The sequence below is a fragment of the Paenibacillus oceani genome, assembly GCF_014705615.1.
Lineage (GTDB): Bacteria > Bacillota > Bacilli > Paenibacillales > NBRC-103111 > Paenibacillus_AB > Paenibacillus_AB oceani.
Genome location: NZ_JACXJA010000046.1, coordinates 39,989 through 66,250, shown reverse-complemented (window position 1 = coordinate 66,250; position 26,262 = coordinate 39,989). Strand labels below are relative to the sequence as shown.

Annotated in this window: 17 protein-coding genes and 1 other annotated feature; of the genes, 12 read left to right on the top strand and 5 right to left on the bottom strand. The window is 55.6% G+C overall.

The features are described from left to right. Positions 1–258 precede the first annotated feature (258 nt). From IDH45_RS27535 to cysI, 6 genes are all read left to right on the top strand, one after another. A complete protein-coding gene (locus IDH45_RS27535; protein ID WP_223837006.1) occupies positions 259–1,869 on the top strand; it encodes an extracellular solute-binding protein in 1,611 nt (536 codons plus the stop codon). A 236-nt stretch (positions 1,870–2,105) separates the two neighbouring features. After that, complete coding sequence (locus IDH45_RS27530; RefSeq protein WP_190931363.1) at positions 2,106–3,071, top strand: ABC transporter permease; 966 nt, start codon at positions 2,106–2,108, stop codon at positions 3,069–3,071. Beyond that, positions 3,065–3,940: a carbohydrate ABC transporter permease gene (locus IDH45_RS27525; RefSeq protein WP_190931362.1), complete on the top strand. Its 876-nt coding sequence runs from the start codon at positions 3,065–3,067 to the stop codon at positions 3,938–3,940. Before IDH45_RS27530 ends, IDH45_RS27525 begins: the two co-directional genes overlap by 7 nt. A 68-nt stretch (positions 3,941–4,008) precedes the next feature. After that, complete coding sequence (locus IDH45_RS27520) at positions 4,009–6,297, top strand: helix-turn-helix domain-containing protein (RefSeq protein WP_190931361.1); 2,289 nt, start codon at positions 4,009–4,011, stop codon at positions 6,295–6,297. Positions 6,298–6,633: 336 nt separating this feature from the next. Beyond that, positions 6,634–8,451 (top strand): assimilatory sulfite reductase (NADPH) flavoprotein subunit, encoded by a 1,818-nt coding sequence (locus IDH45_RS27515; RefSeq protein ID WP_190931360.1) that lies wholly within the window; start codon positions 6,634–6,636, stop codon positions 8,449–8,451. Between the two features lie 60 nt (positions 8,452–8,511). Continuing rightward, the gene (gene cysI, locus IDH45_RS27510) at positions 8,512–10,236 is read left to right on the top strand and encodes an assimilatory sulfite reductase (NADPH) hemoprotein subunit (RefSeq protein ID WP_190931359.1); all 1,725 of its coding nucleotides are present in this window, start codon (positions 8,512–8,514) and stop codon (positions 10,234–10,236) included. 158 nt (positions 10,237–10,394) lie between these two features. Here cysI and IDH45_RS27505 read toward each other — a convergent pair whose 3' ends face one another. Beyond that, a complete protein-coding gene (locus IDH45_RS27505; protein ID WP_190931358.1) occupies positions 10,395–11,816 on the bottom strand; it encodes an MBOAT family O-acyltransferase in 1,422 nt (473 codons plus the stop codon). A 27-nt stretch (positions 11,817–11,843) separates the two neighbouring features. Continuing rightward, entirely contained in the window at positions 11,844–12,935 is a 1,092-nt protein-coding gene (locus tag IDH45_RS27500; protein ID WP_190931357.1) for a hypothetical protein, read from the bottom strand. 253 nt (positions 12,936–13,188) lie between these two features. Beyond that, positions 13,189–13,497 (top strand) — a binding site (T-box leader). A gap of 247 nt (positions 13,498–13,744) precedes the next feature. Here IDH45_RS27500 and trpS point away from each other — a divergent pair. Further along, entirely contained in the window at positions 13,745–14,740 is a 996-nt protein-coding gene (trpS, locus tag IDH45_RS27495) for a tryptophan--tRNA ligase (protein WP_190931356.1), read from the top strand. 242 nt (positions 14,741–14,982) lie between these two features. Here trpS and thpR read toward each other — a convergent pair whose 3' ends face one another. Beyond that, positions 14,983–15,585 (bottom strand): RNA 2',3'-cyclic phosphodiesterase, encoded by a 603-nt coding sequence (gene thpR / locus IDH45_RS27490; RefSeq protein WP_317891301.1) that lies wholly within the window; start codon positions 15,583–15,585, stop codon positions 14,983–14,985. Between the two features lie 208 nt (positions 15,586–15,793). Between thpR and serC the strand changes: the two genes are divergently transcribed. Next, positions 15,794–16,882, top strand: coding sequence for a 3-phosphoserine/phosphohydroxythreonine transaminase (serC, locus tag IDH45_RS27485; RefSeq protein ID WP_190931355.1), 1,089 nt, complete (start codon positions 15,794–15,796; stop codon positions 16,880–16,882). 526 nt (positions 16,883–17,408) lie between these two features. Here serC and IDH45_RS27480 read toward each other — a convergent pair. Together IDH45_RS27480 and IDH45_RS27475 are read right to left on the bottom strand one after the other, a co-directional pair. Beyond that, entirely contained in the window at positions 17,409–19,115 is a 1,707-nt protein-coding gene (locus tag IDH45_RS27480; RefSeq protein ID WP_190931354.1) for a response regulator transcription factor, read from the bottom strand. Continuing rightward, complete coding sequence (locus IDH45_RS27475) at positions 19,105–20,847, bottom strand: sensor histidine kinase (RefSeq protein WP_190931353.1); 1,743 nt, start codon at positions 20,845–20,847, stop codon at positions 19,105–19,107. The genes IDH45_RS27480 and IDH45_RS27475 overlap by 11 nt, the downstream gene beginning before the upstream one ends. 167 nt (positions 20,848–21,014) lie before the next feature. Here IDH45_RS27475 and IDH45_RS27470 point away from each other — a divergent pair, with 167 nt between their 5' ends. The 4 genes from IDH45_RS27470 (at position 21,015) to IDH45_RS27455 (ending at position 26,154) form a co-directional block, all read left to right on the top strand. Then, positions 21,015–21,971: an ABC transporter permease gene (locus IDH45_RS27470; RefSeq protein ID WP_190931352.1), complete on the top strand. Its 957-nt coding sequence runs from the start codon at positions 21,015–21,017 to the stop codon at positions 21,969–21,971. 12 nt (positions 21,972–21,983) lie between these two features. Beyond that, a complete protein-coding gene (locus IDH45_RS27465; RefSeq protein ID WP_190931351.1) occupies positions 21,984–22,847 on the top strand; it encodes a carbohydrate ABC transporter permease in 864 nt (287 codons plus the stop codon). A gap of 77 nt (positions 22,848–22,924) precedes the next feature. Next, positions 22,925–24,475: an extracellular solute-binding protein gene (locus IDH45_RS27460; RefSeq protein WP_190931350.1), complete on the top strand. Its 1,551-nt coding sequence runs from the start codon at positions 22,925–22,927 to the stop codon at positions 24,473–24,475. Between the two features lie 104 nt (positions 24,476–24,579). Continuing rightward, positions 24,580–26,154 (top strand): glycosyl hydrolase family 28-related protein, encoded by a 1,575-nt coding sequence (locus IDH45_RS27455; RefSeq protein WP_190931349.1) that lies wholly within the window; start codon positions 24,580–24,582, stop codon positions 26,152–26,154. Positions 26,155–26,262 lie beyond the last annotated feature (108 nt).

Genomic DNA, 26,262 nt, shown 5'->3' with positions numbered 1-26,262 from the left:
CGGCCGGTTTTGCTTGCGGCATTTGCTTATTTTCTACCTTATTAGCATTTTCCACTTCCTGAAATGCCTACTGCTGCAACGGTTTTGGGGTTTTATCAAGGAGCGTGGCGAAAAATCGAACTGTGTTGAAAACGCTTTATTTACTACCGGCGAAAGCGTTCTATAATGGGGGATATGCGACCGAAGTTGCATACAGGGGGAAGCAGGAACTACCGATAACGGGTTCCGAAGCCATGTTAAAAAGGAGGAGTCGGGTATATGGCGGGAATGAAAAAAGCTCCGCTTGTGCTGGCGATGTCGCTGGCCGCATCGATCGTAGCGGGGTGCGGAGGCAAAACCGAGGAAGTTAAGCAGCCGGCGGCAGGGGGAACGGCGGAACCGAAGCCAAACGCGGCGGCAGCCGATTACGGGGATACCGGGGGAATCAAGCTGCCGATCGTCAGTACGCCAACTACGCTGACGTGGATGCTGGTCAGCGATAATCCGAACTTGGGCGATTCGATGGTCGTGAAAGAAATCGAGAAACGGACGGGCATTAAATTGGATATTCAGGCGTATTCAGCCCAGACGTTTAAAGACAAGCTGAAGGTCGTGGTCGCTTCCGGCAAGCTTCCGGACATTTTCCACGGACAGACGCAGGCGGAAATTAATAAGATGGGCGGTCAGGGAGCGCTGACGCCGATCAACTCCTACTTGAATCAGCTGCCTAACTTCAAGAAGCTGTATGTCGATACGGCGGAGAACAACTGGATCATGAAATCGTGGTCGGACGAGAAAAACAATATGTATGCTTGGCCGATCTACGGGCTGAACCGCGACGTCAACCACGGCTTCCTGTACCGCAAAGATATTTTCGACAAGATCAACATTAAAGAGTGGACGAATACGGACGAGTTTTACGCAGCGCTTAAGCAGTTGAAGGCGGCTTATCCGCAGTCTTACCCGTACGCCTCGAAGACGAAGGAAAACATATTCCGCGACTGGGCTTACGGCTGGGGCATCGGCGGCTCGGGCAGCCCGGCCTATTACGACGAGAAGGCAAAAACATGGAAGCTTGCGTTCACGTCGCCCGAATACAAAAATATGATCGACTTCATGAAGAAGCTGTACGACGAAGGACTGATGGACCCTGAATTTATAACCGATACCGACGCTTCCTGGACGGCCAAAATGACGACGAATAACAAATCGTTCGTAACGTTCGACTGGATCGGACGTCTGGATGCGTTCGCGAACCAGGTCAAGTCGCAAATTCCGGAATACAACCTGCGTTACGGCAACCCGGTCGGTCCTACCGGCAATATCCGCAGCCTGCCGAAAATAAGCAATTTCGGCATCGTCGTGCCTAACGGCAAAAACAAAGAAGTCGCCCTGAAGCTGCTCGACTACTTGACCAGCCCGTCGGGATCGTCGCTTGTCACAATGGGCGTCGAGGGTCAAACGTTCAACCTGACGAACGGCAAGCCGGTATACTCCGAGCTGAAAGATGTGGCCAATGTCGATATTAAGGCGCTTGAGTCGAAATACGGCATGTGGTTGGAAGGGATGTACTTGCGTCCGGACAAACGGAGCGTATACTACAACTTCACGGAGAAGGAGCAGGAAGCGCAGGACAAAATCGTCAAGGCGAGAAAGTTCGAAGCGGCCGATCCGGAGCTGAAGTTTACGGATGAGGAAACGAAAACGCTCGCGGAGCTCCGGGTTGCCATCGACAAGGCGGCGAACGAGTTCAGCACGAAATACGTCATGAAAAAAGAATTCGGCGAGGCGCAATGGAACGAATGGCTGCAAACGGCCGAAAAGCTCGGCGCGAAAAAGTTTATCGACGCCTACAATGCCGCGCAGAAACGGTACGACGAGACGAAGTAAGAGCGATTATACTCCGCTGACCGATCGAAGGATTTCAAGGTCGAGTCGTTTCGGTCCGAAGCGGCAGCTTGCGCTTAGCAGAACGGCATGCTTTTCAATGAAATCAGATACAGTCGGTCAGCGGCACCCGGATGGCGGCAATCGCCGGTTATAAGGTCAGACTTCGATCATGTGTCTTTCCATGCTCTGACTTTGTACGAATCCGGGTGTCCTGTTCTTGACCTGGGAGGAAGCCCATGCAAACGACACAGCCCGAGCTGGCTACAGGGCGGAAGCAGAGCGCCCGGCATTCCCGGCTCGTTTCGGCTTGGCGGCATATGAAACGGGACCGGCAGCTTCTGATCTTATTTATTCCTTGTATCGTGTTTTACGCGTTGTTCCGGTACGGCCCGCTGTACGGACTCATTATCGCATTTAAAGATTACAACGTTTACCAGGGCATACTCGGCAGCGAGTGGGTGGGACTGGAGCATTTCCGTAAGTTTTTTGACAGCCCCGACTTCTGGCTGTTGTTCAAAAATACGTTTCTGCTCGGATTGTTCACGCTCATATGGGCATTTCCGTTCCCGATCCTGTTCGCGGTGATGCTGAATGAGGTGCGGAGCGTCAAATTCAAAAAGACGGTGCAAACGTTCAGCTATTTGCCGGCGTTTCTGTCCGTCGTGATTGTCAGCTCGATGATTATCGACTTTTTGTCCCCGACGCACGGTCTCGTCAACGAGGCGCTAAAGGCGCTGGGACTGGAAGCGAAATATTTCCTCGCTGCTCCCGAATGGTTCCGGGGCATCTATGTCTCGTCCGAAATCTGGCAGCATATGGGCTACGAGGCGATCATCTACCTCGCGGCCATCGCCAGCATCGATCCGACGTTGTACGAAGCGGCGCGCGTGGACGGAGCAAGCCGGTTCCAGATGATGCGCTACATTACGATTCCGAGCATCATGCCGACCATCCTGATCATGTTCATTATCAAATCGGGCTCGATGTTCCGGATCGGCTACGAGAAGGTGCTGCTGCTGTATAATCCGATGACCTACGAGGTGGCGGACGTGTTCTCTACCTACGTTTACCGGAAAGGGCTGCTCGAGACGAACTATAGCTACGCGGCGGCGGTAGGGCTGTTCGAATCGGTAATCGCCCTGATCATGCTGCTTCTGTCGAATCGGATCAGCAAGCGGGCGGGAGGTCGGGGATTATGGTAAAAGGGGGAGCGCTAAGGCAGCGGTTTACGCCGTTTGATGCGGTGCTGGTCGTTGTATTAAGTCTTGTGGCGATCGTCACAGTATACCCGGTGCTGTTCATCGTGGCCGTCTCCTTTAGCGATACGGCGTACATTGTGCAAAACAAAGTGTTTTTGTGGCCGAAAGGGTTTAATATCGAAGCCTACAAGCAAATTTTGGAGAATCCGAAAATTCCTCGCGCGTACTGGAATACGATCGTATATACGGGGCTCGGGACGCTGATCAATCTGCTAATGACGGCCATTGCGGCATATCCTTTATCGAGACCGACCTTTTTCGGCAGAAAATGGTTTATGATCGCGATCGTGCTGACGATGTTTTTGACCGGGGGGATTATTCCGACTTATCTGATCGTGCAGAAGCTGCATCTGATCGATACGATGTGGGCAATCCTGCTGCCAAACGCCATCTGGACGATCGAGCTGCTGATCCTCAAAAGCTTCTTCGAATCGATGTCTCCCAGCTTGCGGGAATCGGCGGTGATCGACGGAGCCTCGGAATACCGGATTTTGGGCAGCATTATGATTCCGCTGTCGAAGCCGGCGCTTGCTTCCATCGGTTTGTTTTATTTTATGGGACACTGGAACAGCTTCTTTATCCCGATGATTTATTTGAACGACACGTCGCTGTATCCGCTCCAGGTTGTGCTGCGCGACATGCTGTTTTTCGATACGGCCCGCGAGACGGGGTTGATCGACCAGGCGACGCTCACGCCTCAGGCGTTAAAAAACGCGACGATTTTTATCTCCATGATTCCGGTGCTCCTCATCTATCCGTTCGCCCAGCGATATTTTGCCAAAGGGATCATGCTCGGCTCGGAGAAGGGATAACCGAGCTGCTGTCGAATATAGCGAAGACGACGACTCGGGTTATCCCCGCGTAGGAATGGGGTGGCGCTTTGACCAAGCTCAGGATGATGAGGGTCAATAAAGGGCTTCTGCAAATCTTCTTAGCGCTGCTGCTTGTAGGGACGATCATGTTCGTATCCAATTATCTGGTATACAAAAATTCGCTCTCCGGCATCTACAATCAGGTCAGTGAAAACAACAAGCTGGTCGTTAAAAATATGATCCGCGTGTTCGACGACAGCTTCAAAGATATTAACGAACTTATATATGCGATCCAACTGCTCCCGTACAACGCCTGGGAGGCGGAAGGCGAAGGCGCGCTGTCCATGCCGGATGCGTATATGACCTATACGAATATTAGGCTGCTGCTCTCCCCGATCGAATATATCGAGGAAGTGATCGTTTACCATCCAAGCTCGGATCTTGCGATCACGGCCGCCGGCACGATCCGGCTGTCGGAGTTGATCCGGAACGGCTACGCCAATTCGACCTACAGCGCCGACTACTGGAAGCTCCAGGCGAACGCCAAACATCCACTGCGGGTATATCCAGCCGGCTGGTACGAGGATACCGGACAGTTCGGAGGAACGCAGAAAAAACTCATTCCGGTTCTTGGCAGTAATCAGACGTCCAATATGAACGTGCTCATCTTTCTGGACAACGAGAGGCTGATGCAGCATGTCAACCAGCAGGCGATGATGCAGGGCACGTCGCTGATCGTGATGGATCAGGACCGCAATATCGTCCTGAATACCGAAGAAAGCTGGGATCTGGTCGATATGCTGGGCGAGCTTCGTTTCGGATCGAACGCAGAGGAGACGCTCAAAAATAAAGATTACGAGTACAATTTGTTCAAGTCCGACTATAACGGGTTTCTGTATATTAATAAATCGCCGTACCGGTTTGCCAATATGGAAGCGGTCACAGAAGTGAACCGGAACATTATGGCCGTGGCAATCGCCTGCGCGATCGTGCTGTCGGTGCTGCTCAGTTTTTATTTGTACCGGCCGGTGCGCAGCATCGTCAAGCTGGTCGGGCTGCGGGATCAGCGCGAAGCAGGCGCCGATTACCGGATTATCCGCAGCGGGATTACGAGAATTCAGGAGGAGAACGTCTCGATCCGCACCGAGATGGACGTATTTCGCGCGGAGATGCGCAAGTCGGCGTTCCACCGCTTGCTGCTGGACGAAGCTCCTTCGCGGGAGGCCGAGCTCCGGCTGCAGCAATATTTCAAGGAATTTTATGAAGAGAAAAGCTTCGTTCTTGTCATCGTCGGCTTGCGGGCGAACGGGGACGGCGGGCAGCCCGGTTCCGGGCGTCTGGAGGAAATCGCCTTGCGGCTGCAAGAAGGGATGCGGCTGACGGAGCGGCCGGTGCATGTATTCCCGATGGCCGGGCGGCGGCTGGTGGCGGTGATCGGCTTGCCCGGCGCTTCAGCGCGCGATCCGATCACCCGGGAGTTGAACGGGCTGATGCCGAAAGGGGCAAACGAAGCATGGGACGGTTATACGGCTTCGGCGTCGATCAGCCGTCTGTATGCTTCCGAAGCGGCGAACGTGCACAAGGCGTATCGCGAGGCGGAAGACGGCTTCGCCTATCGTCATATCCACGCCGATAGCCCGGTAACGGACGTGCAGACGATCCGGCATACCTGGAAGGTGCACGTGCCGTTATACGATATCGAGAAAGCGGCCCACTGTCTCGTAACCGGCAACGAAGCCGAATGCTTCCGGCTGATCGACGATATGTTCGCTCAGAATAAGGAGAAGCACGTGCATTACCATCAGCTGGCCCTTGTAGTCAAGACGGTGTTTTACCGGATGCTGAAGCTGCTCGAGACGAGCGAAGCGGACCCGTCCGAGATCGCCGTGCTGGAGGCGGAGTTTATCCGCCGGTTGGACAGCGCCTCCCGGCAGGAGGAGATGAAGAAGGCGCTCGTGAGAGCAATCAAGGCGATCGCGGACAAAACGAATCTCGGACATAAAAGCAAGCTCGACGCGGTATCCATCGCCCGGTACATCGACCTGCACTATAATGAAAACCTCCATCTCGACCATATGGCGGAGAAGCTGGAGACGACCCCGAAATATTTTTCCAACTACTTCAAAAAAACGTTCGGCGTCAACTTCGTCGAGTATTTGAACAAAGTCCGGCTGTCGCATGCCAAAGACATGCTGAAGCGCACCGAATGGTCGGTTGCCGAGATCGGCGAGAAAACCGGCTATCTGAATTCCTCCACCTTTACCAGCACATTCAAAAAGTACTACGGCATCTCCCCGAGCGAATACCGCCGCAACAAGCAGACTGATCCAGTCCCTTTGCAAAAAATCGAGCCTTGAAGAAGCGGCCTTGCCGGGTGGCGGAGATGCTTGCCTCCTTTATAAAGGAAGACTTCGAAACGTTGGACATGATCGGAAGTCGGGCGGAATGGTATTCAGCGGGAACGGGATCTCTTACAGGCAATTTTTTTTAGCGTCAAAGCGGCCGTCCGGCGGAGTCATCCGCAGGCGGTCTTTTTTTGTGAAGATTTCCTTTTATCAGTATTCCTGATGAATCCTATAAGATCACTCTAATTGACCGATACCGCCTGTAGTGGTAGGGTTCAAGAGGGAAGTATAATTTAGATAAGAATACTTGGAATTTATTTCAGTGGATGTTAGGCGAGGTGTATACGTTTGGAACTTCGAGTCACGAACAGTCCCTTTAGTCAGGAGCAGGCCGAACTGCTTAACCGGCTGCTGCCGACGCTGACGGAAGCGCAGCGTAATTGGTTGAGCGGCTACCTCACGGCCTTTCAGGCGGCAGGTTCATCGGCTGCATCGGGTACGGCAGTGCCTGCGGCTTCAACCGGCAGCGTAGCGGCTGTTTCCAAGGAAGCGACCGTGATTTACGGATCGCAGACCGGCAACTGCGCGGGGCTTGCCAAGAAATTCGCCAAAAAGCTGGAGGAGCAAGGCTTCCGGGCTTCGCTCTCCTCGATGAGCGATTTTAAGACGAACGGCTTAAAGAAGGTTGAAAACCTGTTCATTCTGGTCAGCACCCATGGGGAAGGAGACGCTCCGGACAACGCCGTTACTTTCTACGAATTTCTTCATAGCAAAAGAGCGCCGCGGCTGGAAGGTCTCCGCTTCTCCGTGCTGGCGCTTGGGGATACGTCCTACGAGTTTTTTTGCCAGACGGGCAAAGACTTTGACAAACAACTGGAAGAGCTGGGCGGCGAGCGGCTTGTTCCGCGCGTCGATTGCGACGTCGATTTCGGCGAGAGCGCGGCAGAATGGATGAATGCTGTTCTGGCGAAGCTCGGTGAGTCGGCGGCTGCGCCTATTCAGTCCAGCGCAGGTTCGGCGGTGGCCGATACGGAATCGGAATATTCGCGATCGAATCCGTTCCAATCGGAAGTGCTCGATAATCTGAACTTAAACGGCCGTGGATCGCAACGCGAGACCCGCCATATTGAGCTGTCGCTGGAAGGTTCGAATCTGCGGTACGAGCCGGGCGACAGCCTGGGTGTCTATCCGGAGAACCATCCTGAGCTCGTCGACGACTTGATCGAAGCGATGGGCTGGAACGCGGACGAAGCCGTGCCCGTAAACAAAAACGGCGAAACACGGCCGCTGCGCGAGGCGCTGCTTCGTCATTACGAAATTACCGTCTTGACGAAACCGCTGCTGGCGCAGGCACTGCAGCTTACCGCAAATGACGGGCTGAAGGAACTGCTGGAGGCGGGACGGGAGCAGGAGCTTAAGGCGTATATCGCTGAACGGGATTTGCTCGACCTGGTGCAAGATCATTCGTTGAAAGGCGTGCCGGCCGGCGAGTTCGTTTCCATTTTGCGCAAAATTCCGCCGCGGCTGTACTCGATCGCCAGTAGCCAAGCCGCAACTCCGGACGAAGTGCACGTTACGGTCCGAGCGGTGCGTTACGAAGCGCATGGGCGCGTCCGCCACGGTGTCTGCTCCGTTCAGCTTGCCGATCGGGTAGAGCCGGGCGATACGCTGCCGGTATTTATTCAGCACAACCCGAATTTCAAGCTTCCTGAAAATCCGGAGACGCCGATCATTATGATCGGGCCGGGAACCGGTGTCGCGCCGTTCCGGGCGTTTATGGCGGAGCGCCAGGAAACGGGCGCGGCAGGAAAATCGTGGCTGTTCTACGGCGACCAGCGGTTCTCCACCGACTTTCTGTACCAGACCGAATGGCAGCGTCTGCTGAAGGACGGCGTGCTGACACGGATGGATGTGGCGTTCTCGCGCGATACCGAACGCAAAGTGTATGTGCAGCACCGGATGATGGAGAAGAGCCGGGAGCTGTACGCATGGCTGCAGGAAGGCGCGCATGTATACGTATGCGGCGATGAGAAGAAGATGGCGCACGACGTCCATGCTGCTTTGGCGACGATCCTCGAACAACACGGGGATTTGAGCCCGGAGGAAGCCGAATCGTATTTGATCCGTATGCAGCAGCAGAAGCGTTACCAGCGGGATGTTTATTAAAATAGGCTGGGGGTAGTCGCAGCTTTGTTATAGAACAATTGCGAGAGGAGATGGCATGTCATGTCGGACAACAATTTGCTTTCGTCGAACAGTGCGCCGCACAGCGAAGTAGAGCATATTAAACGGGAAAGCAATTATTTGCGCGGAAGCCTCGAAGAGACGCTTCAAGACGTCATCACGGGATCGATTCCCGAAGACGACAATCGATTGATGAAATTCCACGGCAGTTACATGCAGGACGATCGGGACTTGCGGAACGAGCGGCAGAAGCAAAAGCTGGAGCCGGCTTATCAGTTCATGCTGCGCGTACGCGCGGCAGGGGGCGTCGTTACGCCGGAACAATGGCTGATGCTGGATCGTCTGGCGCAGGAGGTTGCCGGCTCGACGATTCGCTTGACGACGCGTCAGTCGTTCCAACTGCACGGTATTATTAAATGGAACCTGAAAAAAACGATCCGCGAAGTGAACGACGCCCTGCTAAGCACATTGGCCGCCTGCGGCGACGTGAACCGCAACGTGATGTGCAACCCGAACCCGTACCAGTCGGACGTTCATGCCGAGGTGTACGAGTGGGCGCGGCAAGTGAGCGAGCATTTAAACCCGCGGACGAGAGCTTATTACGAAATTTGGCTCGACGGCGAGAAAGTGGTGGACAGCCAGGATACCGAGGCCGAACAGGAGCCGATTTACGGACCGGTTTACTTGCCGCGCAAGTTTAAAATCGGCGTAGCGGTTCCGCCGTCCAACGACGTGGACGTTTTCTCGCAAGATTTGGGCTTTGTCGCCATCGTTGAGGACGGACAGCTGCAAGGGTTCAACGTCTCGGTAGGCGGCGGGATGGGGATGACGCACGGCGATCCGAAAACGTATCCGCAGGTCGGTCAAGTGATCGGATTTTGCAAGCCGGAGCAGATTGTCGATGTGGCCGAGAAAACCGTGACGATTCAGCGCGATTACGGCGACCGCGCGGTGCGGAAGCATGCCCGGTTCAAATATACGATCGACGACCGCGGCATCGACTGGTTTATCCAGGAGCTGACGAATCGTCTGGGATGGAAGCTCGAAGAAGCGCGTCCCTACCGGTTCGACCATAGCGGCGACCGTTACGGCTGGGTGAAGGGCAGCAACGGCAAATGGCATTACACATTGTTCATCCAGAACGGACGGATCAAGGACGAGGAAGGCTACCCGCTCATGACCGGTTTGCGGGAAATCGCCAAAGTACATTCGGGGGATTACCGGCTCACGGCGAACCAGAACCTCATTATCGGCAACGTATCGGCCCAGAAAAAGAAAAAGATCGAGGATATGATCAAGGAATATGGGCTGAACGACGGCAAACAGCATTCGGCGCTGCGAAGAAATTCAATGGCATGCGTAGCCCTACCGACCTGCGGGCTGGCGATGGCTGAGTCGGAACGTTACCTGCCTTCCCTGATCGACAAGATCGAGCCGATGCTGGACGAAGCCGGCTTGCGCGAAGAGGAGATCGTCATCCGGATGACTGGCTGCCCGAACGGCTGCGCCCGGCCGATGCTGGCGGAGATCGCTTTTATCGGCAAAGCACCGGGCAAGTACAATATGTACTTGGGCGGCGGATTCGCAGGCAACCGGCTGAACAAGCTGTATAAGGAAAATATCGGTGAGGCGGACATCTTGGATTCGCTGCAGCCGATCGTGAACCGTTACGCGAAGGAACGAAACGAAGGCGAGCATTTCGGCGATTTCGTCATACGTGCCGGGTACGTGAAAGAAGTCAGCTGCGGGCAAGAGTTCCATTCGTAACTAGCGGTATGTTGTAAACGAGGTCAGACCGTATCGGCGCGAGCGATCCGCCGGGCGGTCTTTTTTGTCGCCGGCAGCAAAGAAATAGGACCCCGGTTTCCGCTTTTGCAGGGGAAGCTTGAGGTCCTTTTGTTTGGAGAGGGGGACGTTCCCCTCTCTTAAAATTGGAAGTAAATAAACGTGTTCTGTTCACCCTTCAGGAACAGGATGAGGAACGCGGCCACGGCGGTGTACAGGATCGCGCGTACCGGTGCCGGAAAATAGTTGTGCCACCACACTCCCAGCCCGGTGCGATGCTTGTGCAGGAAATATTCGAGGATATGGAGCACGAACAATCCGATAACGATGCCGAGGAACAAGTAGTGACCGTCGAAGTTGAACGCCTGAGGCGTCAGCATCCGCTTGATCAGCGACAGCGCGGTTCTTAGCCCTTCGGCGCGGAACAGCACCCAAGCGATACAGGTGATATGGAAAAAGACGATGATGGCGATAAACTGGTAGATCCGGCTTTTGTCCAGAAAGCCGAGCCCCAGCTTTTCCTTCAGCATCATGTACAGCTTGTGCACCGTGGCCAATGCGCCGTAAAACATCCCCCAGGCGACGAACGTCCAGGACGCCCCGTGCCAGATGCCGGAGATCGTCATGGCGATGAACAGGTTCGTGAACTGCCGGATCTCGCCATTGCGTGAGCCGCCGAGCGGGATATAGATGTAGTCCTTGATCCAGTTGGACAGCGTAATATGCCAGCGGCGCCAAAACTCCGTCGGATTTTTGCTCAAATACGGGGTTCGAAAGTTGACGGCCAGTTCCAGGCCGAAGAAATACGCAATTCCGAGTGCCATCTCGCTGTAGGCCGAGAAGTCGAAGAAGATCTGGAACGCGAACAAGTAAGCGGCGATCCAGCCTTCGGCTCCGGTCAAGTTGGCGGTGTTCTGAAAAAACGAATCGACGTGCGGCGTCAAATAGTCGGCGAGTACGACTTTTTTGAATATGCCGAGCGACAAAAAGAACGCCCCTAGCCGCCAATTGTCCGCGCTAAAGCGGATTTTGCGCAAGTTGTCGATCTGGGGCATAAATTCGCTCCCCCGCATAATCGGTCCGGCGACCAAGTGGGCATAAAACGAGATGAATACCCAGAAATGGAACACCGACTGGGCGGGCTCCCACCGTTTTTTATAGACGTCGACAAGGTAAGCGATCATCTGGAACGTGTAGAACGAAATCCCGATCGGAAGTACGATTTTGAGCAGAAACGAGTTCTCCGTCAGCAGGGATACGCCCAGCCCCTTTTCCACCGAGCGGATGAGAAACGTCGTATATTTAAAGAACAGCAGATTCGCTACGTTGACGATAATCGAAAACCAAAGGAAAAAGCGGCTGTACGATCCGCGCAGCGCTTTGGAGCAATAATACGTGAAGGCGGTCATCGCCAAAAACAAAATCAGGTTGCCGACCCCGGCCACGATATAAAAGACGATGTTCGCTACCGTCAGCATCGGAATCCGCCAGCGCGGAAATGCATAAAACAGCACCAGCGAGACGATCATCAGCGAGAAAAACTCGGGAGTATGGAAGAGCATGGTCGTTCTCCTATCCGATCATAATGTCTATTGGTTCAAATACGGCCACAGCACGTCGGCCAGCTTGGCGTTGCCTTCCGGAGTAAAGTGCGTGTGATCGGAAAAATAGTCACCTTCGATGACGCCCTCCAGATTTATATACGTAACCGGCTTGTCCGCCATCATCCGGCCGATCGCTTCCAGGTTCGCCCCGTACCCCGGCTTTTCGACCGAGATTCCCATCAGATCGTGATTCGTCCCGCTAAGCACTATCCAAGTTTTCTTGCCTTGCTGACGCTCGATGATTTTGTTCAGGAAATAGACGTCCACGTTGTTTTCGGTCAAGTCAAACGGCTTGTCTGTAAAGCTTGCAACGAGGAGCGGATCTTCCAGAAACTCGTTGTAATTCAGCCCTTGCGACTCCTGCCACTCCTTCTTAATATACCAGGCGCGGGAATCGTCGAGAGCATCGTCGGGAATCGGCCGGTTCGTAAAGTTCAGCCAGGCGTGACTCAGGTTTTGCCGGAAATAATCTTTGTACCTCATCAGCGACAACTGTGGCAGCCATTCTTCGTGCAGAGCGCGCTGAAAATACTTGTAAGGGTCGTCCGGCGTCTTGAAGTCCGAGCTTTTGAGCTGAGGCAGCACATGCTCGTAAGCGTCGCGGTCGAGGATGCGCAGATGCTCGCCCAGCCAAAATACCGAGCGCGGAAAAGGATCCCTCGGAATAAAGGAAGCGTATCGGATGTTAAACAGCAGCTTGTCCGTAGAGATGCCGAACTTCTCCAGCTTCAGCAGCATCGTGTAAAGATCCCCGAGCTGCATGGCGGGAAACGATAAATTGTATACGGTTGGCGCTCCCGGTTTTTGCTGAAGAAATACGTTGACAGCCTGATTGGAGCTGCCCGGACTTCCGTAGAAGACCGAGTCTCCGAGCATGACGATATAATCGCTGCGGTCGTTCCGGTCGATATCCCGTTTGACCTGTTGAAGCACGGCGTCAATGTCGTGCATGTTGTTGTTGTCCAGCATCAGCTTGTAATCCATCCGATTGCTATAAACGTCGGAAAGCGAGAAAGCGTATGGCAGCAACAGCTGTACGGCTATGAAGTAGACAATGAAGTATTTGACGGCTTTCATATCAATTGGTTTCACCCGTTTCCGAAGTCAATATACCTATTTTGTCCGAACATCGATTAGACGTCAACTGTCGACGAAAAGTTTCCTTTTTCATGCAAAAAATAGCCGAAATATGCGAAATGTTTGAGATGCGGCGAATGAAAGCGCAGTGGAATTCCCGGGCGGCTTTCGGCAAAGGAAACAAGCGGTTTCCGGAGAGGGGATTGCGTAAGAGGTCCCATCGAATGTATAATAATATCCATTCGTAAGTATAACACGCGCGATGAAGAAGAGGAGTACGCACGACGAAAACGTCAGAGAGCCGGTGGCAGGTGCGAACCGGTGTGGACGTCTTGCCGAATGGACTTCCGAGCGTCCGGACCGAACCGTTGCGGGGATTCCCCCTGAACGTTTAGGCTCCGGCGGGACGCCTACCCGATATCCCGGGGCACGGTATCGACAATGCGTGACGCTTGGCAGACTATGGCGCCGGCGCTCTCCGACATTGCTCCGTACCGCTAAAGTGAGTTTGCTCATGAGGCAAACTAATTAAAGGTGGCACCGCGGGCTTTCCGTCCTTTTTATGGGGATAGAAGGCTCTTTTTGTTTTTTAAATAAGCGGTCAAATCGACTTCGGGAGTCCGTTTACTGCATAACAAAGCAGAGGGACGGCTGCCGAAGAAATAGGAAAGGAGTGTGGTCGCAAATGAGCGATGGCTGGTGGCGGATGGTACCGGAAAAACGGAACGGACGGAAGCAATATGCAAGACCAGGCGCAAAGCGGCTAAGCCGCCATATCGGAAGAGGCATATACAAATGGAGGGATTTCAATGACTAGAACGAGTATGATATCGGGCATTCGTCCGACGGGAGAGCTGCATGTAGGGAACTATTACGGGGCGCTGAAAGGGCTTGTGGAGGCTCAGGAGCGGTATGAGGCGCGTTATTTTATCGCGGATCTGCATTCGCTGACGACGCATCCGAAACCGGACCAACTGCGCTCCTATGTGATCGAGACGGCGCGCAACTATGTCGCAGGAGGCGTCGATCCGCAGCGGTGCACGCTGTATGTGCAATCGTCGCTGGCGGCGGAGATATGCGAGCTGCACACCTATTTGAGTATGGTGATGCCGCTTGGCGAGCTGATGAGAGTGCCGACGTTCAAAGAGAAGGCGAAGCGGCATCCGGACAATATTAATTACGGGCTCGTCGGATACCCGGTCCTGATGGCGGCGGACATCCTGCTGTTCAAGACGGAGCGGGTCATGGTCGGAGAAGACCAGCTCGTCCATCTGGAGATTGCGCGGACGATCGCCCGGCGGTTCAATCAACTGTACGGGGACGTATTTCCGGAAGCGCAGCCGATTATTGAAAATGCAGGCCGGGTTCCGTCGCTTGCCGGAAGCGGGAAAATGAGCAAATCGGACGGCGCTGCGACTTACATCAGTCTGAAGGACGACGGGACGGCGATCGGGGAGAAGGTGCGCAGGACGGTATCCGATCCGTTGCGCGTTTACCGCGAGGAGCCGGGGCATCCGACCGTAGAAGGGTGCAACGTGTTTCACCTGCACTCGTACTTTACCGGCGAGGCGGAGCGGGAGACGATTGCGGAGCAGTGCCGGCGCGCCGAGATCGGCTGTGTCGCCTGCAAAGGGCAACTGGCCGCCAATCTGAACGCGGTCGTCGAGCCGTTCCGGCTCCGGCACGCCCGTTTAAGCGAAGCGGACGCTGTCGATGTGCTTCGGATCGGACGCGATAAAGCGAGAGAGAAGGCGCAAAGCGTAATCGCCGAGGTGCGCCAGGCGATTGGACTGCTGATGGTGTAGGCATGTGGAGGTTGACTCCGTCATGAAGCGCGATCCCCGCAGTTTCGCGCGGTACGGAAAGCGGAGGTGATCCGGCCGTGACCGTACGCCGTCATGCCTAGGGGGCTGGCGCAGCGCGAGTAGCAGCAGCAACAAGCTGTGATGGGGCCTGTAAGCGGGGCAGATGCGGCCTGTCAGCTGCATACCCGCCCCTGTCCGCTGCCGGGCTGTACCAGGCTGGGCTGCGCATCGGGGAAGCGTTGTCAGCCGCCCGCGTGAAAGACGACGGTGCGGACCGGCTCGTACATCGGCGTACGGCCTAGATGGCTGCGGTACAGGACGATCCGGTCGGCGATCCATGCGAGCGCGGAGCCGTCCGCGTCGTCCGGGCGGAACAGTGCCGCCGGCGCCTCTTCCAGTGCCGGATCGTCGCCGGTATATTGCCGCGCCAACGTAATATGTGGCGAGTAGGGACGTTTTTCCGGAGGGTAGCCGAGCGCGGCCATCTGCCCTTCAACGTCTGCCTGAAGCCGCCGCAGCTGCTCCATTCCGCCGTCCAGACCGGCCCACAGCACACGGGGGGAATGCGGGAGTCCGAAGGTGCCGGCGCCGTGCAGACGAAGCGGGAACGGGTTGCTGCGCGCAGCGACCTTCTCCAGCTCGGTCTCGATGGCGGCGATGGAGGCCGGAGGGACGTCGCCGATGAACGTTAGCGTCAGATGCAAATCTTGAGGGTGCACCCATTTCTTATACGACTGAACCTGTCTGAGCCGGTCCATCGCGTCTGCCGCCTTGTTTTGAAGAGCGGCAGGAAGCGGAACGGCGATAAACAGCCTGTGCATTTCGGATGCTGCGATGATGCTCACCTCTTTTCTGCCATGGTATCCATAGTTTGGCGTACGTTCAAAAGGAGTATACCCTTAAGGTGCCCGGGAGTGCATCCGGACACCCGGACGGAGAATAAATTTTTTCATTTTAAGACAACTTTCGGACAATTTCGCCCTGCTGTATTGAACGGCTTCGCGAATACTGCTATCATAGCCATATTACACAAACGGAAAAGGTGTGGTAACTGTGACGAAACGGGCATACAACTTTAACGCCGGACCGGCTGCGCTGCCTCTGGACGTGCTCCAGCAGGCGCAAGCGGAGTTCGTCGATTATCGCGGAATCGGCATGTCGATTATGGAAATCTCCCACAGGAGCAAAGAATACGAGCAAGTCAACGATGAAGCTCAATCGCTCATGAAGGAACTGCTTGGCGTACCGAACGGGTATGAAGTGCTGTTTCTCCAAGGAGGAGCCAGCACGCAATTCGCCATGATCCCGATGAACTACTTGCAGCAAGGCCAAGCGGCCGGTTATGTACTGACCGGAAGCTGGGCGGACAAAGCGCTCAAGGAAGCGAAAGGCATCGGCGAGACGTATGTGGCCGGTACCGGCGAAGCAAGCGGATTCCGCCGAATCCCGGCTCCGAATGAGATTGAGGTTCGCCCGAACGCCGCCTACATTCATATTACGTCGAACGAGACGATTGCCGGCTCCCAATACGCGGAATACCCGGATATCGGCAGCGTGCCGCTGATCGCGGACTTGTCGAGCGATATTTTGTGCCGTCCGGTGGACGTGTCGAAGTTCGACTTTCTGTATGCCGGCGCCCAGAAAAATCTGGGACCGTCCGGAGTTACGGTCGTCATCGCGAAGGAAGGCATGCTGAAGGATTCGCCCAAGGGGCTGCCTACGATGCTTCGTTACGATACGCACGCCAAAAGCAAGTCGCTGTATAACACGCCGCCGGTTTACTCCGTCTATATCGTAAGCCTCGTATTGAAGTGGATTAAAGGGCTCGGTGGACTGGAAGCGATGGAGCGGTTGAATCACGACAAAACGAAGCTGATCTACGACGCCATCGACGGCAGCGGCGGCTTCTTCGAGGGGCTTGTCGATCCGGGCAGCCGTTCGCTCATGAATATCACGTTCGCGCTCGGCAGCGACGAGCTGGAGAAGAAGTTTATCCAGGAAGCGGAAGCGGCCGGATTCGTCGGCCTGAAGGGTCACCGCGACGTCGGTCATATGCGCGCCTCCACGTACAACGCGGTACCGTACGAAAGCTGCAAGGCGCTGGCCGAGTTTATGCAGGAGTTCCAGCGCCGGAACGGGTAAAGGAAGCTTGTTCGGTTGTCCGGGTAAGTCGGGCAGAGGAATTGTGGAACGCAAAAAGCTTGCGAGGATGCGCAGGCTTTTTGCGTTTTTGGTTTTTGGCCACCCATGTAATAGCTTCTATATTTTCTGAAGAGGTGCCCCAAAGGGATTGCATGACACGGTAACGTAGATGTAAGACCCTACGAAAAGAGATAAGAGTCTTTGGCATCTTTGGCAGCTCTATTTTCAGTCCAATCGCGAAACAGGAGTGAATAAGGGAGGCTTGCCCCCCTCTTTTCAACCAACTGATGGGGTGTACAGCCTTTTCGCGGATTTTAGAAGCTTCAAACCGCTCTTATTTCGTATCCAAGCGGGTTTTCGAACAAAATAAAGGGTACAAACCACTCCTATTTGGTTCCCTCTCGCCCATTTGCGGGTGCATAAGGTCCAGGATGCCGCTAGCTTTTCATATATCAAATAGTATACCCGATCATGGGAACGAATGGATACGACCGCGAACGCACAGACGAGCCTTATGGTGGACTCCTCATTTTCCGCCGTCGTCCCTCGTCCCGGAGGCGAGCACTTGCTGCTTGTATTCGCTCGGGGTGTATCCCGTATGTTTTTTGAACTGCGTGCAGAAGTGCGGATAGCTGGCGAAGCCGATTTCATCACAGAGCATATAGTTTTTCAGCTCCGGTCTCTGCAGCAGCTGCTTGGCCCGCTCGATCCGCAGGCCGGTCAGATGGTCGATAAACGTCGTGCCTGTGTTGACCTTGAACAGATGGCTGAAATAGCTCGGATTCATATGAATATGCTCGGCTACTTTGGCGAGCGTCAAGTTATCGTGCAGATGGCTTCGCATGTAGTCGAGCGCCTTGCCGATATCCTCATGCATCGCTGGGACCGCAGGGGAGATCAGCGCAGGCGAGGTGTCGCGGCCGAGCACTTTGTCCAGACCGTCGAGCCAGGCGTTCAGCGTCCCGTTGTCGGTCAGCTCGTTCCAGTCGCTGCGGGTCAGCGGCACACCGGACGTCTCCAGCAGGGCGAGCGTCTGACGGCGAAGCTTGTCCGGCTCGGGCCGATCGCTCTCCGCATAGTGGCGGAGCACCTGCAAGCAGCCCGGGACGTCCGCCCGGTGAGGCTGGCGCCACTTCGCGAGCAGCTCGGCTTCCACCTTCGGCCATGCGGCCCCCGACGATCGGACAGCCGGCTTTTTTTCGTAAGCATAATACGGGGCTTCCCTGCCGGGCATATAAAAGGAAAGCTCCGAGGCGGCTTCGGCCTCGTGCAGCATGTCCCGCAAGCTCTCGCGCGACGAACGGGAAGAGCTGATCCCGATTACGGCGTCGGCGGAGTAATAGTTGGCGAAAAACCGGTTCAGCCGGGTGATGATATGCTGGACGTCCGACTCCGATTTGGTTCTGCTGCCGGAGACGGGGAGCGTGCGGATCAGGTAAACGCCGCCGGTAGCGTCGGGGAGTGCCGTTCCTCCGCCGCAATCGGCGGCTACTTCCTGAACCGCCTGGAATAAGGAATATTTGACCAAGGGCGCGTCGGCTTCGGGGTAGCGGGCCAAAAGACGCTTCATATGGAGCGCTGTTACATACATCACCTGAAGCCGGCTCGGCTGAGCAGACGGAGCGCCCAAAGCGCCCGAAGCCGAAGCGGCTTGATCCCGCCCGCCCGCGGACCCCGGCTTGGCGTACGGAAACAAATACGCCCAGTGCGATTCCGCGATATGGCTGCCCCGCTGCAAATCCAGCAGAAGCGCATGCCGGATGTCCCAAGCGTGCCGGCTCAGCACCTGATCGGCGAACCGGACCCGGAGGTGGCTCTCGCGCTCCGCCCGGATCGTGTCCCGGCAATTCGCCAGCATCCGCTCCACATCCTGGACGAGCACCGGCGTCTTCAGCACATAAGCGAGCGCGCCCGCATTCAGCGCCTCCTGAGCGTAAGCAAAGTCTGGATGCGCAGTCAGAATCGCGAAGCGGAGTCCCGGAAAATCCTGCTTGGCCGAAACGATCATCTCCAGCCCGCTCATCACCGGCATGGAGATGTCGATCAAGGCCAGATCGGGGCTGTAGGCGGCGCATTTCTCCAGAGCCTGTCTGCCGTTCGACGCCTCCGCGACAACCTTCATGCCGAGCCGCTCCCAGCCGATCTCCTCGCGCAGCGTGCTCCGCACCATATACTCATCGTCTACGATTAGTACCCGAATGTCCGGCGACGGTTCGTTCCGGTCAAGCTGCATGCTGCGTCCCCTCCTTGTACGGAATGATGATTTCTACCGTCGTACCGCCGCTGTCGACACTATGAATGCGCAGTCCGTAGCCCTCGCCGTAATACAGCCTCAGTCGTTCGTGAATGCTGAACAGTCCGAGATGATAATACCCGGCGTTAGCGCCGTCCGGTTTCGTTTGCAGCAGCAGGCTGCGCCGGTTGTCCGGTATGCCGATTCCGTCGTCGGAGACGCGCAGCACGAGCCGCTCGCCGTCCCGTTCCCCGGTTACGACGATGGAACCGAGGTCGCCTTTGGGCAGAATTCCGTGAAAGATCGCATTCTCCACCAGCGGCTGCAGCGTAAATTTTGGAATCGGGACATGCCTCACCATCTCGTCGATCTCAAAGTCGAGGATGAATTGGCCGGGATACCGGAACTCCATAATCGATGCATACCGCTTCACCCCTTCCAGCTCCTCGTCGAACGGAACGAACTCCTCGACCTTATCCAGATGAAAATGCAGCAGCGAGGACAAATTCGTAATCATCGTATCCACTTCCTGGGTCCGTCCGCGCTTGGCGAGATAGCTGATCGAATTGAGCGTATTGTAGAGGAAGTGCGGCTGGATTTGCGTTTGCAGCACCTTCAGCTCGTACATCTTTTTCTTAATCTCGGCTTGGACGACCGAGTCCATTAGCTGGCTGATTTTGACGACCATCCGGTTAAAGGCGACGGCCAGGATGCCGAATTCGTCGTTCCGCCGGCTATCGATCTGTGTCTGAAAATCGCCTGCGCTCACTTTTTTCATCTGAGGGATGAGCTGCTTAAGCGGTTTGATCATATAACGGGCCAAATAATACGATACCACGATCGACAACACCAGCCCGGCAAGGCCGATCAGTATCGAAAACGCCTTCATAAAAGCGAGCGATTTGGCCAAAAAGCTGTCGTTCAAAATAAGGATGACCTGCCAGCCCCAGATGTTGCTGCTCGCCCGGGAGATGTGCAGCGGGTTCCCTTGTTCGTCCTCCGCCTGCCACGCGTTCACGTTATGCTGAAGCGAATCGGCGGGAAGCCCGGACAGCGAATACGATTTGGCGAACACATCGTACTTTACGTAAGGCGACCGGACCGAGATCGGGCGGTTCGCCCGGCTTAGCAGCAGAAGCGATTCCTTGGAGCCCAGGTATTCGTCCTCGTAAGCGGCGAGAATCGATTCCAGATCCAGATCGGCAGCGAGGATCGCCGGAGACTCGCCTTCCGCCATCGGGATTTTGACCGCGACGGTGACGGTATAATCCGATACCGGGGAGAAGTAGGGTTCGGTCCACACGACCGGCGAATCGCCAGCCGTCAGGCCGAGATGTACGCTGCGGATATTTTCCGAGGAGGCGATCTCCCACAGCGCCCCGGACGTGCCGAGCACGTGTCCGTCCGAGTTGAAGACGTACAAATTTTTAATATCCTTCCACTGCAGCCGGTATTGCTCCAGCAGCTGTACCGTCTCATCGGGCTCCAGTCCCGCCAGCCGCCGGTCGCGGGCGATGAACTGCAAATCCTTTTGCAAATTTTTCATGAATTGATTGAGGAAATAATCGGTCCGCTTGAGAGCGTGAGCGACGTAAGACGTCTGCTGGCTTGCGAACTGGCCGGATACGTAATGCTGGGAGGCGGCGACGAGCAGCAACACGAGCAGCGAGATGGAGATGAAGCAAAACGTAAACAATTTAACCGACAAGCTGCCGAACAGACCGCGGATCATAAGCATCCCCCCGTCTTGATTCTATTAAAAATTATAACACGCTCTTCTGAACCCGTTATTTCAATCCTCCCAAAAAAAACGAAAGTTTCGCCAAACAATCCGAAAGCTCCGGCAAGCCGGCATGCGGTACAATCCAATCATCGCAACCAAAGATGGAGGACAATACGATGAAGACGATTGCGGAAAGCGGACGCGGCGCGGCGATCGCCGGGCGCACGGCGCCACGCCTGCTTCGCGTCCTGTGGAAGTACAAGTACCGGTATTTGCTCATCGCTCCGGGACTGCTGTACATTCTGATTTTCAAATACGGCTCGTTGTACGGCGTATCGATCGCGTTTCTAGATTACTCGCCGTTTCTCGGGATAACCGGCAGCGATTGGGCCGGGCTCAAATGGTTCCGGGTATTTTGGGAAAGCCCGGATTTCTGGAGGGTGACAGGCAACACGATCGTCATCAGCCTGATGAAAATCGCCTTCGGGATGACGCCGGACATTATACTCGCGCTGCTGCTTAACGAAGTAGGACGCTCCTGGTTTAAGCGCACGATCCAGACGCTTACGTACATGCCGCACTTCTTATCGTGGGTGATCATTTACGGAATTCTGATCGCGTTTCTGTCTCCGACGTCGGGGTTGATCAACTTTACGCTCAAGGAGTGGGGATATCAGCCGATACAGTTTTTGACCTCGAACGACTGGTTTCGCTGGATCATCATTTTCTCCGACATCTGGAAAGACATCGGCTGGGGCGCTATCATTTACTTGGCCGCGTTGACGGCGATCGACCAGCAGCTGTACGAAGCGGCGAAGATCGACGGAGCCGGGAGATGGAAACAGACTTGGCATATTACGCTGCCGGGCATCCGCAATGTCATCGTCCTGCTGCTGATCTTGAAAATGGGCACGATTCTGGACGCGGGCTTCACGCAAATATACGCGATGTACAACCCGCTTGTGTACGACACGGCCGATATTATCGATACGTGGGTGTACCGCAAAGGCATTATCGACAACAACTTCAGTCTGGCAACGGCGGTAGGGCTGTTCAAATCGGTAATCGGGCTGCTGCTGGTGCTGGGGGCGAACCGGCTGGCCAAAAAATTCGGAGATTCCGGAATCTGGTGAGGAGGAGTGCAGATGAGACGTTCTGCCGGAGAAATCAGCTTTCAAACCTTTAACTATATCGTGCTTACGCTGCTCGGCCTGGTCGCGCTGTTTCCGGTATTTTACGTTTTGGTCGTCTCCCTGACGCCTTATATCGAATTGGTGCGCAACGGCGGATTCGTCGTGTTCCCGAAAGTGGTGACGTTCCAGGCGTACGCGGAGCTGCTTCAGGATACGAAAATCATGAGGGCGCTCGCCAATTCGGCTTACGTGACGATCGTTTCGACCGCGATCGGAGTGGCGCTGTCGATGATGCTCGCTTACGGGCTGTCGAGCAGGTCGATGCCGGGGCGCAACGCCATCCTGCTGCTGCTGCTCATCACGATGATGTTCCAGGGCGGCATGATTCCGCAATATATGCTGGTCAAATCGCTGGGGCTGCTGAACAGCTATTGGGCGCTTATCTTTTCGGGCACCGTAAGCGTCTTCAACGTGCTCGTCATGAAAAGCTTTATCGAAAATTTGCCGCAAAATCTCGAGGAGGCGGCTCTGATCGACGGTTCGACGGAAATTGGCTACTTGTTTAAAATCGTGCTGCCGCTATCCATGCCGATTATCGCCACCATCTCTTTGTTTTATGCAGTCAGTCACTGGAACTCGTTTTTCGAGGCGATTCTGTACATCTCCGATACGAGCAAGCACCCGCTGCAGGCCGTGCTGCGTTCGATGCTGAACACGCCGGACCCTTCGGAGATGGGCGATATGACGATCGTCGTGCCGACGGAGTCGGTCAAGATGGCGGCGGTGATTCTCTCGATCATCCCGGTGCTCGTCATCTATCCGTTTCTGCAAAATTACTTTACAAAAGGGGTGCTGCTCGGCTCGGTTAAAGGGTAGTCGACCAATTAACGGCCTTATGGCCGGTAGGCAATGCGGGAAAGCACGGAGCAAAGCGAGAACAGGGAGGTTTCCAGATGAAAAAGTGGGGTTATGGAGTATTGGCGCTCGCTCTTGCCGGAGCGACGGCCGCTTGCGGGAAGGAAGAAAACGCGGCGCAGCAGTCTGCGGGGGAAGCGGGGAAGCCGGTAGCGATCGAGGTTGAACGGTGGGTATCGGTATCGGTGGACGTGCCGCCGCCGGACCAGGACATCGTGCTGCAGACGATCCGGAAGGATCTCGGCATCGACTTGAAGTATGCGTTCTCGAGCGGGAAGTCGGACGAGTGGAGGGCGAAGCTCGGTGCGCGGATCGGCGCGAACGATTTGCCGGAAGCGATTTTGTTTTTCAACATGGCGGATTACCGGAAAGCCCAGGAGCAGGGGTATCTGCTACCGATGAACGAGGTGCTGAAGCCGAATGCGCTGCCGCCCAACCTGAAATACGCAACCAAGGAAATGCTGTACACCATCTCTGATAAAAACGGCGTCTATCACGGCATTCCGGCGCGTCCGCCGACGATGACGAACAGCTTGTTCATCCGCAAAGACTGGCTCGACCGGCTGAACCTGAAGATGCCAACGACGACAGATGAGCTGAAGGCGGTTATGCAGGCGTTTGCAGGCAACGACCCTGACGGCAACGGCAAAAAAGATACGTTCGGCTTCTCCGCCTCCGGCTCCTCGATGAACGGCCAGCCGTTCTGGCAGCTGTTATCGGCTTTTACGGGCGACGTGCGCGGCTCGTTTTGGGTCGATAAGGCCGGCAAGCTGAGGGGCGGTCCGGTCAGCGGCGAATTCCGCCACTATTTGCAATATATGAACGAGCTGATGAAGTCCGGAGCGATCGATCCGGATCTGGCGACGAACAACCTCGACCGGGTGACGCAGAAGGCGGAGCAGGGACAGATCGGCATTTTCCATAATACGGGCTACCCGAACGCCATCGTGCAAAATATGAAGAAGCTGAATCCGCAGGCAGAGGTCGTGCTGCTGCCTCCGATTACCGGTCCTGCCGGAAAAGCGTCGAACAACGGCAAAACGAACTCGCCGAACGGTATATTGAGCCTGACCGTCAAGCTGAAGGACCAGCCGGAGAAAGTGAACAAAATGATCGAGCTGGCGAATTGGATGAACGGGGAACAGGGAGCGAGGCTGCTTACGTTCGGCATCGAAGGCTTGAATCATAAGAAGACGAATGGGATTATTACGGAGTTTATCGCCGGCAGCCAGAGCAACTACTTGTCCGCCTATTCGATAATGGGCGAGCCTGCGAACAAGACGGCTCCCGAGACGGTCAAAGTGTTTTACCCCGACCCGTTCCTGTACGAGCAGCAGATGAAGCTGATCGGGGACAAACCGGAGATCGGCGGCATTTTCGCGATGGGGCAGGCGAAGGAGCCGACGTTATACGCGGCCGACCTGTCCAAGTATGTGACTGAGATGATGCTGAAGTTCATCTACGGCAATGTGCCGCTGGACGACAAAAGCTGGGACGAATACACGAGTACCTATTTGACGAAGTACAAAGGCCAGCAGTATCTGGATGAGATCAAACGGGAGCTGACCGCAAACGGTTATTTGAAGTAGTTCAGCTGATCGAGGCGTCACGGACCGGCGCCGCTTCCTCCGGCGGCGGCCGGTTGTGCCATAGGCCCTCTGACGGGCCAATTTAAATCGAAGAGGTGGATGCAATGGACAAGAAGGAGCAAGCCGTTAATCCGTTGGTGCGCAAGGAACGAGAGGAGCCGGGAGACCGTGCGGGGGTCGCCCGCATCAATCGCCGGCAAGTGCTGACTACGCTGGGCGCCGCAGGTGTGCTGACCATGGCGGGAGGGCTGCTGTCCGGCGGAATTGCAAGCGCGCTGGAAGCTGGAGCTCCAGCTGGGGCTATGGGCGAAAAAAAGCCGGGCAATGGCAACGGTAACGGGAGCCCCCATGCGGCGATTGAGGAGCTGCGGGAAGAGTTGGAGGCGCGTTTGCGCAGCGAAGCGGCCTTGACGGCCGTTAACTTAAGCTGGTACGGAGCGGCAGGCGACGGCATAACCGACGATACAGCGGCATGGAACGCCGCTATGGCGGACGTTCCGGCTGGAGGAGCGCTATACGTACCTCCCGGCACGTACTACAGCGCTTCCGGATTTCTCTGCGAGCGGGGAGACATTACGATATTCGGAGCGGGCACGTCGTCCCATCTGACTACCGAAGCCCAGACGAACACGCTGCTGATCGGCAAGAGCGACCGGATCACGCGAGTCCGGAACGTCAACGTCCACTCCTTGAAGTTCTCCCAGAAGCCGGGTCCGAGCGGCAGCGGAGGGGCGAACAATTTTGCCGGCGTCAAGGTATGGTTCGTGGACAGAGCCGTCGTGCACAATAACGATTTTGAAGAGTGCGACGTCTGCATCAGCTTTGGCGGGGGCAACTCTTCGTTAGGATTCCCGGGCCGGGTGACTTACCGGAATGCGGCGGTTATGAACCGGATGCTGAATACGAACAAGATGGGAGTCGAAGTGTTCTTCCAGAACCATGCGATCGTGTACGCCAATCAGATGATCAACGAGGAAGGTTACAAGGTGGCGGAGAGCCATGCGGTCCGATTGATCGGCTCGCACCATTCGATGTGCTGCGACAATGACGTGTACCGGTTCCGAACCGGGGTATCCACTCAGGGCGGGAACTCGCTCGGTTACCGGGAGAGCGACAATTTTCTGATCTCCGGCAACCGGTTTCGTCAGTGCGTCAAAGGCATACAAGGTTTCGAAGGCGCTTACAACGGACACGTTCTGATGAATGTGATCGAGCATGTGCGCGAGTTCGGTATCGAGTTCCGGCAGGAGAAAAACGGAGGCTGGGACAATCTGATCGTAGAGGGCAACCTGATCTCTGCCGATCCGAGTTCGACGTCGGGAGGGCAGCGCGGAGCTACGTTTACCGCAGGCCAAAGGCTCGTATTCCGCGGCAACCAGTCGGTCGGCTTCGGCAACAGCCAGACTTCGGGAACCGCCTACCATGTGTATGTGTCGGCCATTGGGCGTATTGCCGTGATCGAGAGCAACTATTTCGAAGACAGCTTCTACCTCTCGTCCGGTTCGCGGAATTTGGGCGTCCGTGTTCTCAACAACGAGAAGACGGTCATCTCGCGCAACAACGTATTCGTCTCGCCTTCTCCGAACCCGGCGGAACAAAACGCGCAATCGTCCGGAAACGGCCAATTGGTGAAGGGTTTCCCGGGGCTGGATGATATGAACGATTATTTGCAGGCGTAACCTGAGCGGGACCTAAGCCAAAAGTGGCTTTCGGACAATCATAAGCTCCATCGATTCTCATGTATCGAGGGGGGCAATCTGCAGCAATAAACGGAAGTCCGGGGAGGT

Excerpts from the sequence above, each read along its gene's own strand:
- IDH45_RS27535 (WP_223837006.1), top strand. The coding sequence starts at position 259 with ATGGCGGGAATGAAAAAAGCTCCGCTTGTGCTGGCGATGTCGCTGGCC.
- IDH45_RS27530 (WP_190931363.1), top strand. The coding sequence starts at position 2,106 with ATGCAAACGACACAGCCCGAGCTGGCTACAGGGCGGAAGCAGAGCGCC.
- IDH45_RS27525 (WP_190931362.1), top strand. The coding sequence starts at position 3,065 with ATGGTAAAAGGGGGAGCGCTAAGGCAGCGGTTTACGCCGTTTGATGCG.
- cysI (WP_190931359.1), top strand. The coding sequence starts at position 8,512 with ATGTCGGACAACAATTTGCTTTCGTCGAACAGTGCGCCGCACAGCGAA.
- IDH45_RS27505 (WP_190931358.1), bottom strand. The coding sequence starts at position 11,816 with ATGCTCTTCCATACTCCCGAGTTTTTCTCGCTGATGATCGTCTCGCTG.
- IDH45_RS27500 (WP_190931357.1), bottom strand. The coding sequence starts at position 12,935 with ATGAAAGCCGTCAAATACTTCATTGTCTACTTCATAGCCGTACAGCTG.
- trpS (WP_190931356.1), top strand. The coding sequence starts at position 13,745 with ATGACTAGAACGAGTATGATATCGGGCATTCGTCCGACGGGAGAGCTG.
- IDH45_RS27480 (WP_190931354.1), bottom strand. The coding sequence starts at position 19,115 with ATGCAGCTTGACCGGAACGAACCGTCGCCGGACATTCGGGTACTAATC.
- IDH45_RS27475 (WP_190931353.1), bottom strand. The coding sequence starts at position 20,847 with ATGATCCGCGGTCTGTTCGGCAGCTTGTCGGTTAAATTGTTTACGTTT.
- IDH45_RS27470 (WP_190931352.1), top strand. The coding sequence starts at position 21,015 with ATGAAGACGATTGCGGAAAGCGGACGCGGCGCGGCGATCGCCGGGCGC.
- IDH45_RS27465 (WP_190931351.1), top strand. The coding sequence starts at position 21,984 with ATGAGACGTTCTGCCGGAGAAATCAGCTTTCAAACCTTTAACTATATC.
- IDH45_RS27460 (WP_190931350.1), top strand. The coding sequence starts at position 22,925 with ATGAAAAAGTGGGGTTATGGAGTATTGGCGCTCGCTCTTGCCGGAGCG.
- IDH45_RS27455 (WP_190931349.1), top strand. The coding sequence starts at position 24,580 with ATGGACAAGAAGGAGCAAGCCGTTAATCCGTTGGTGCGCAAGGAACGA.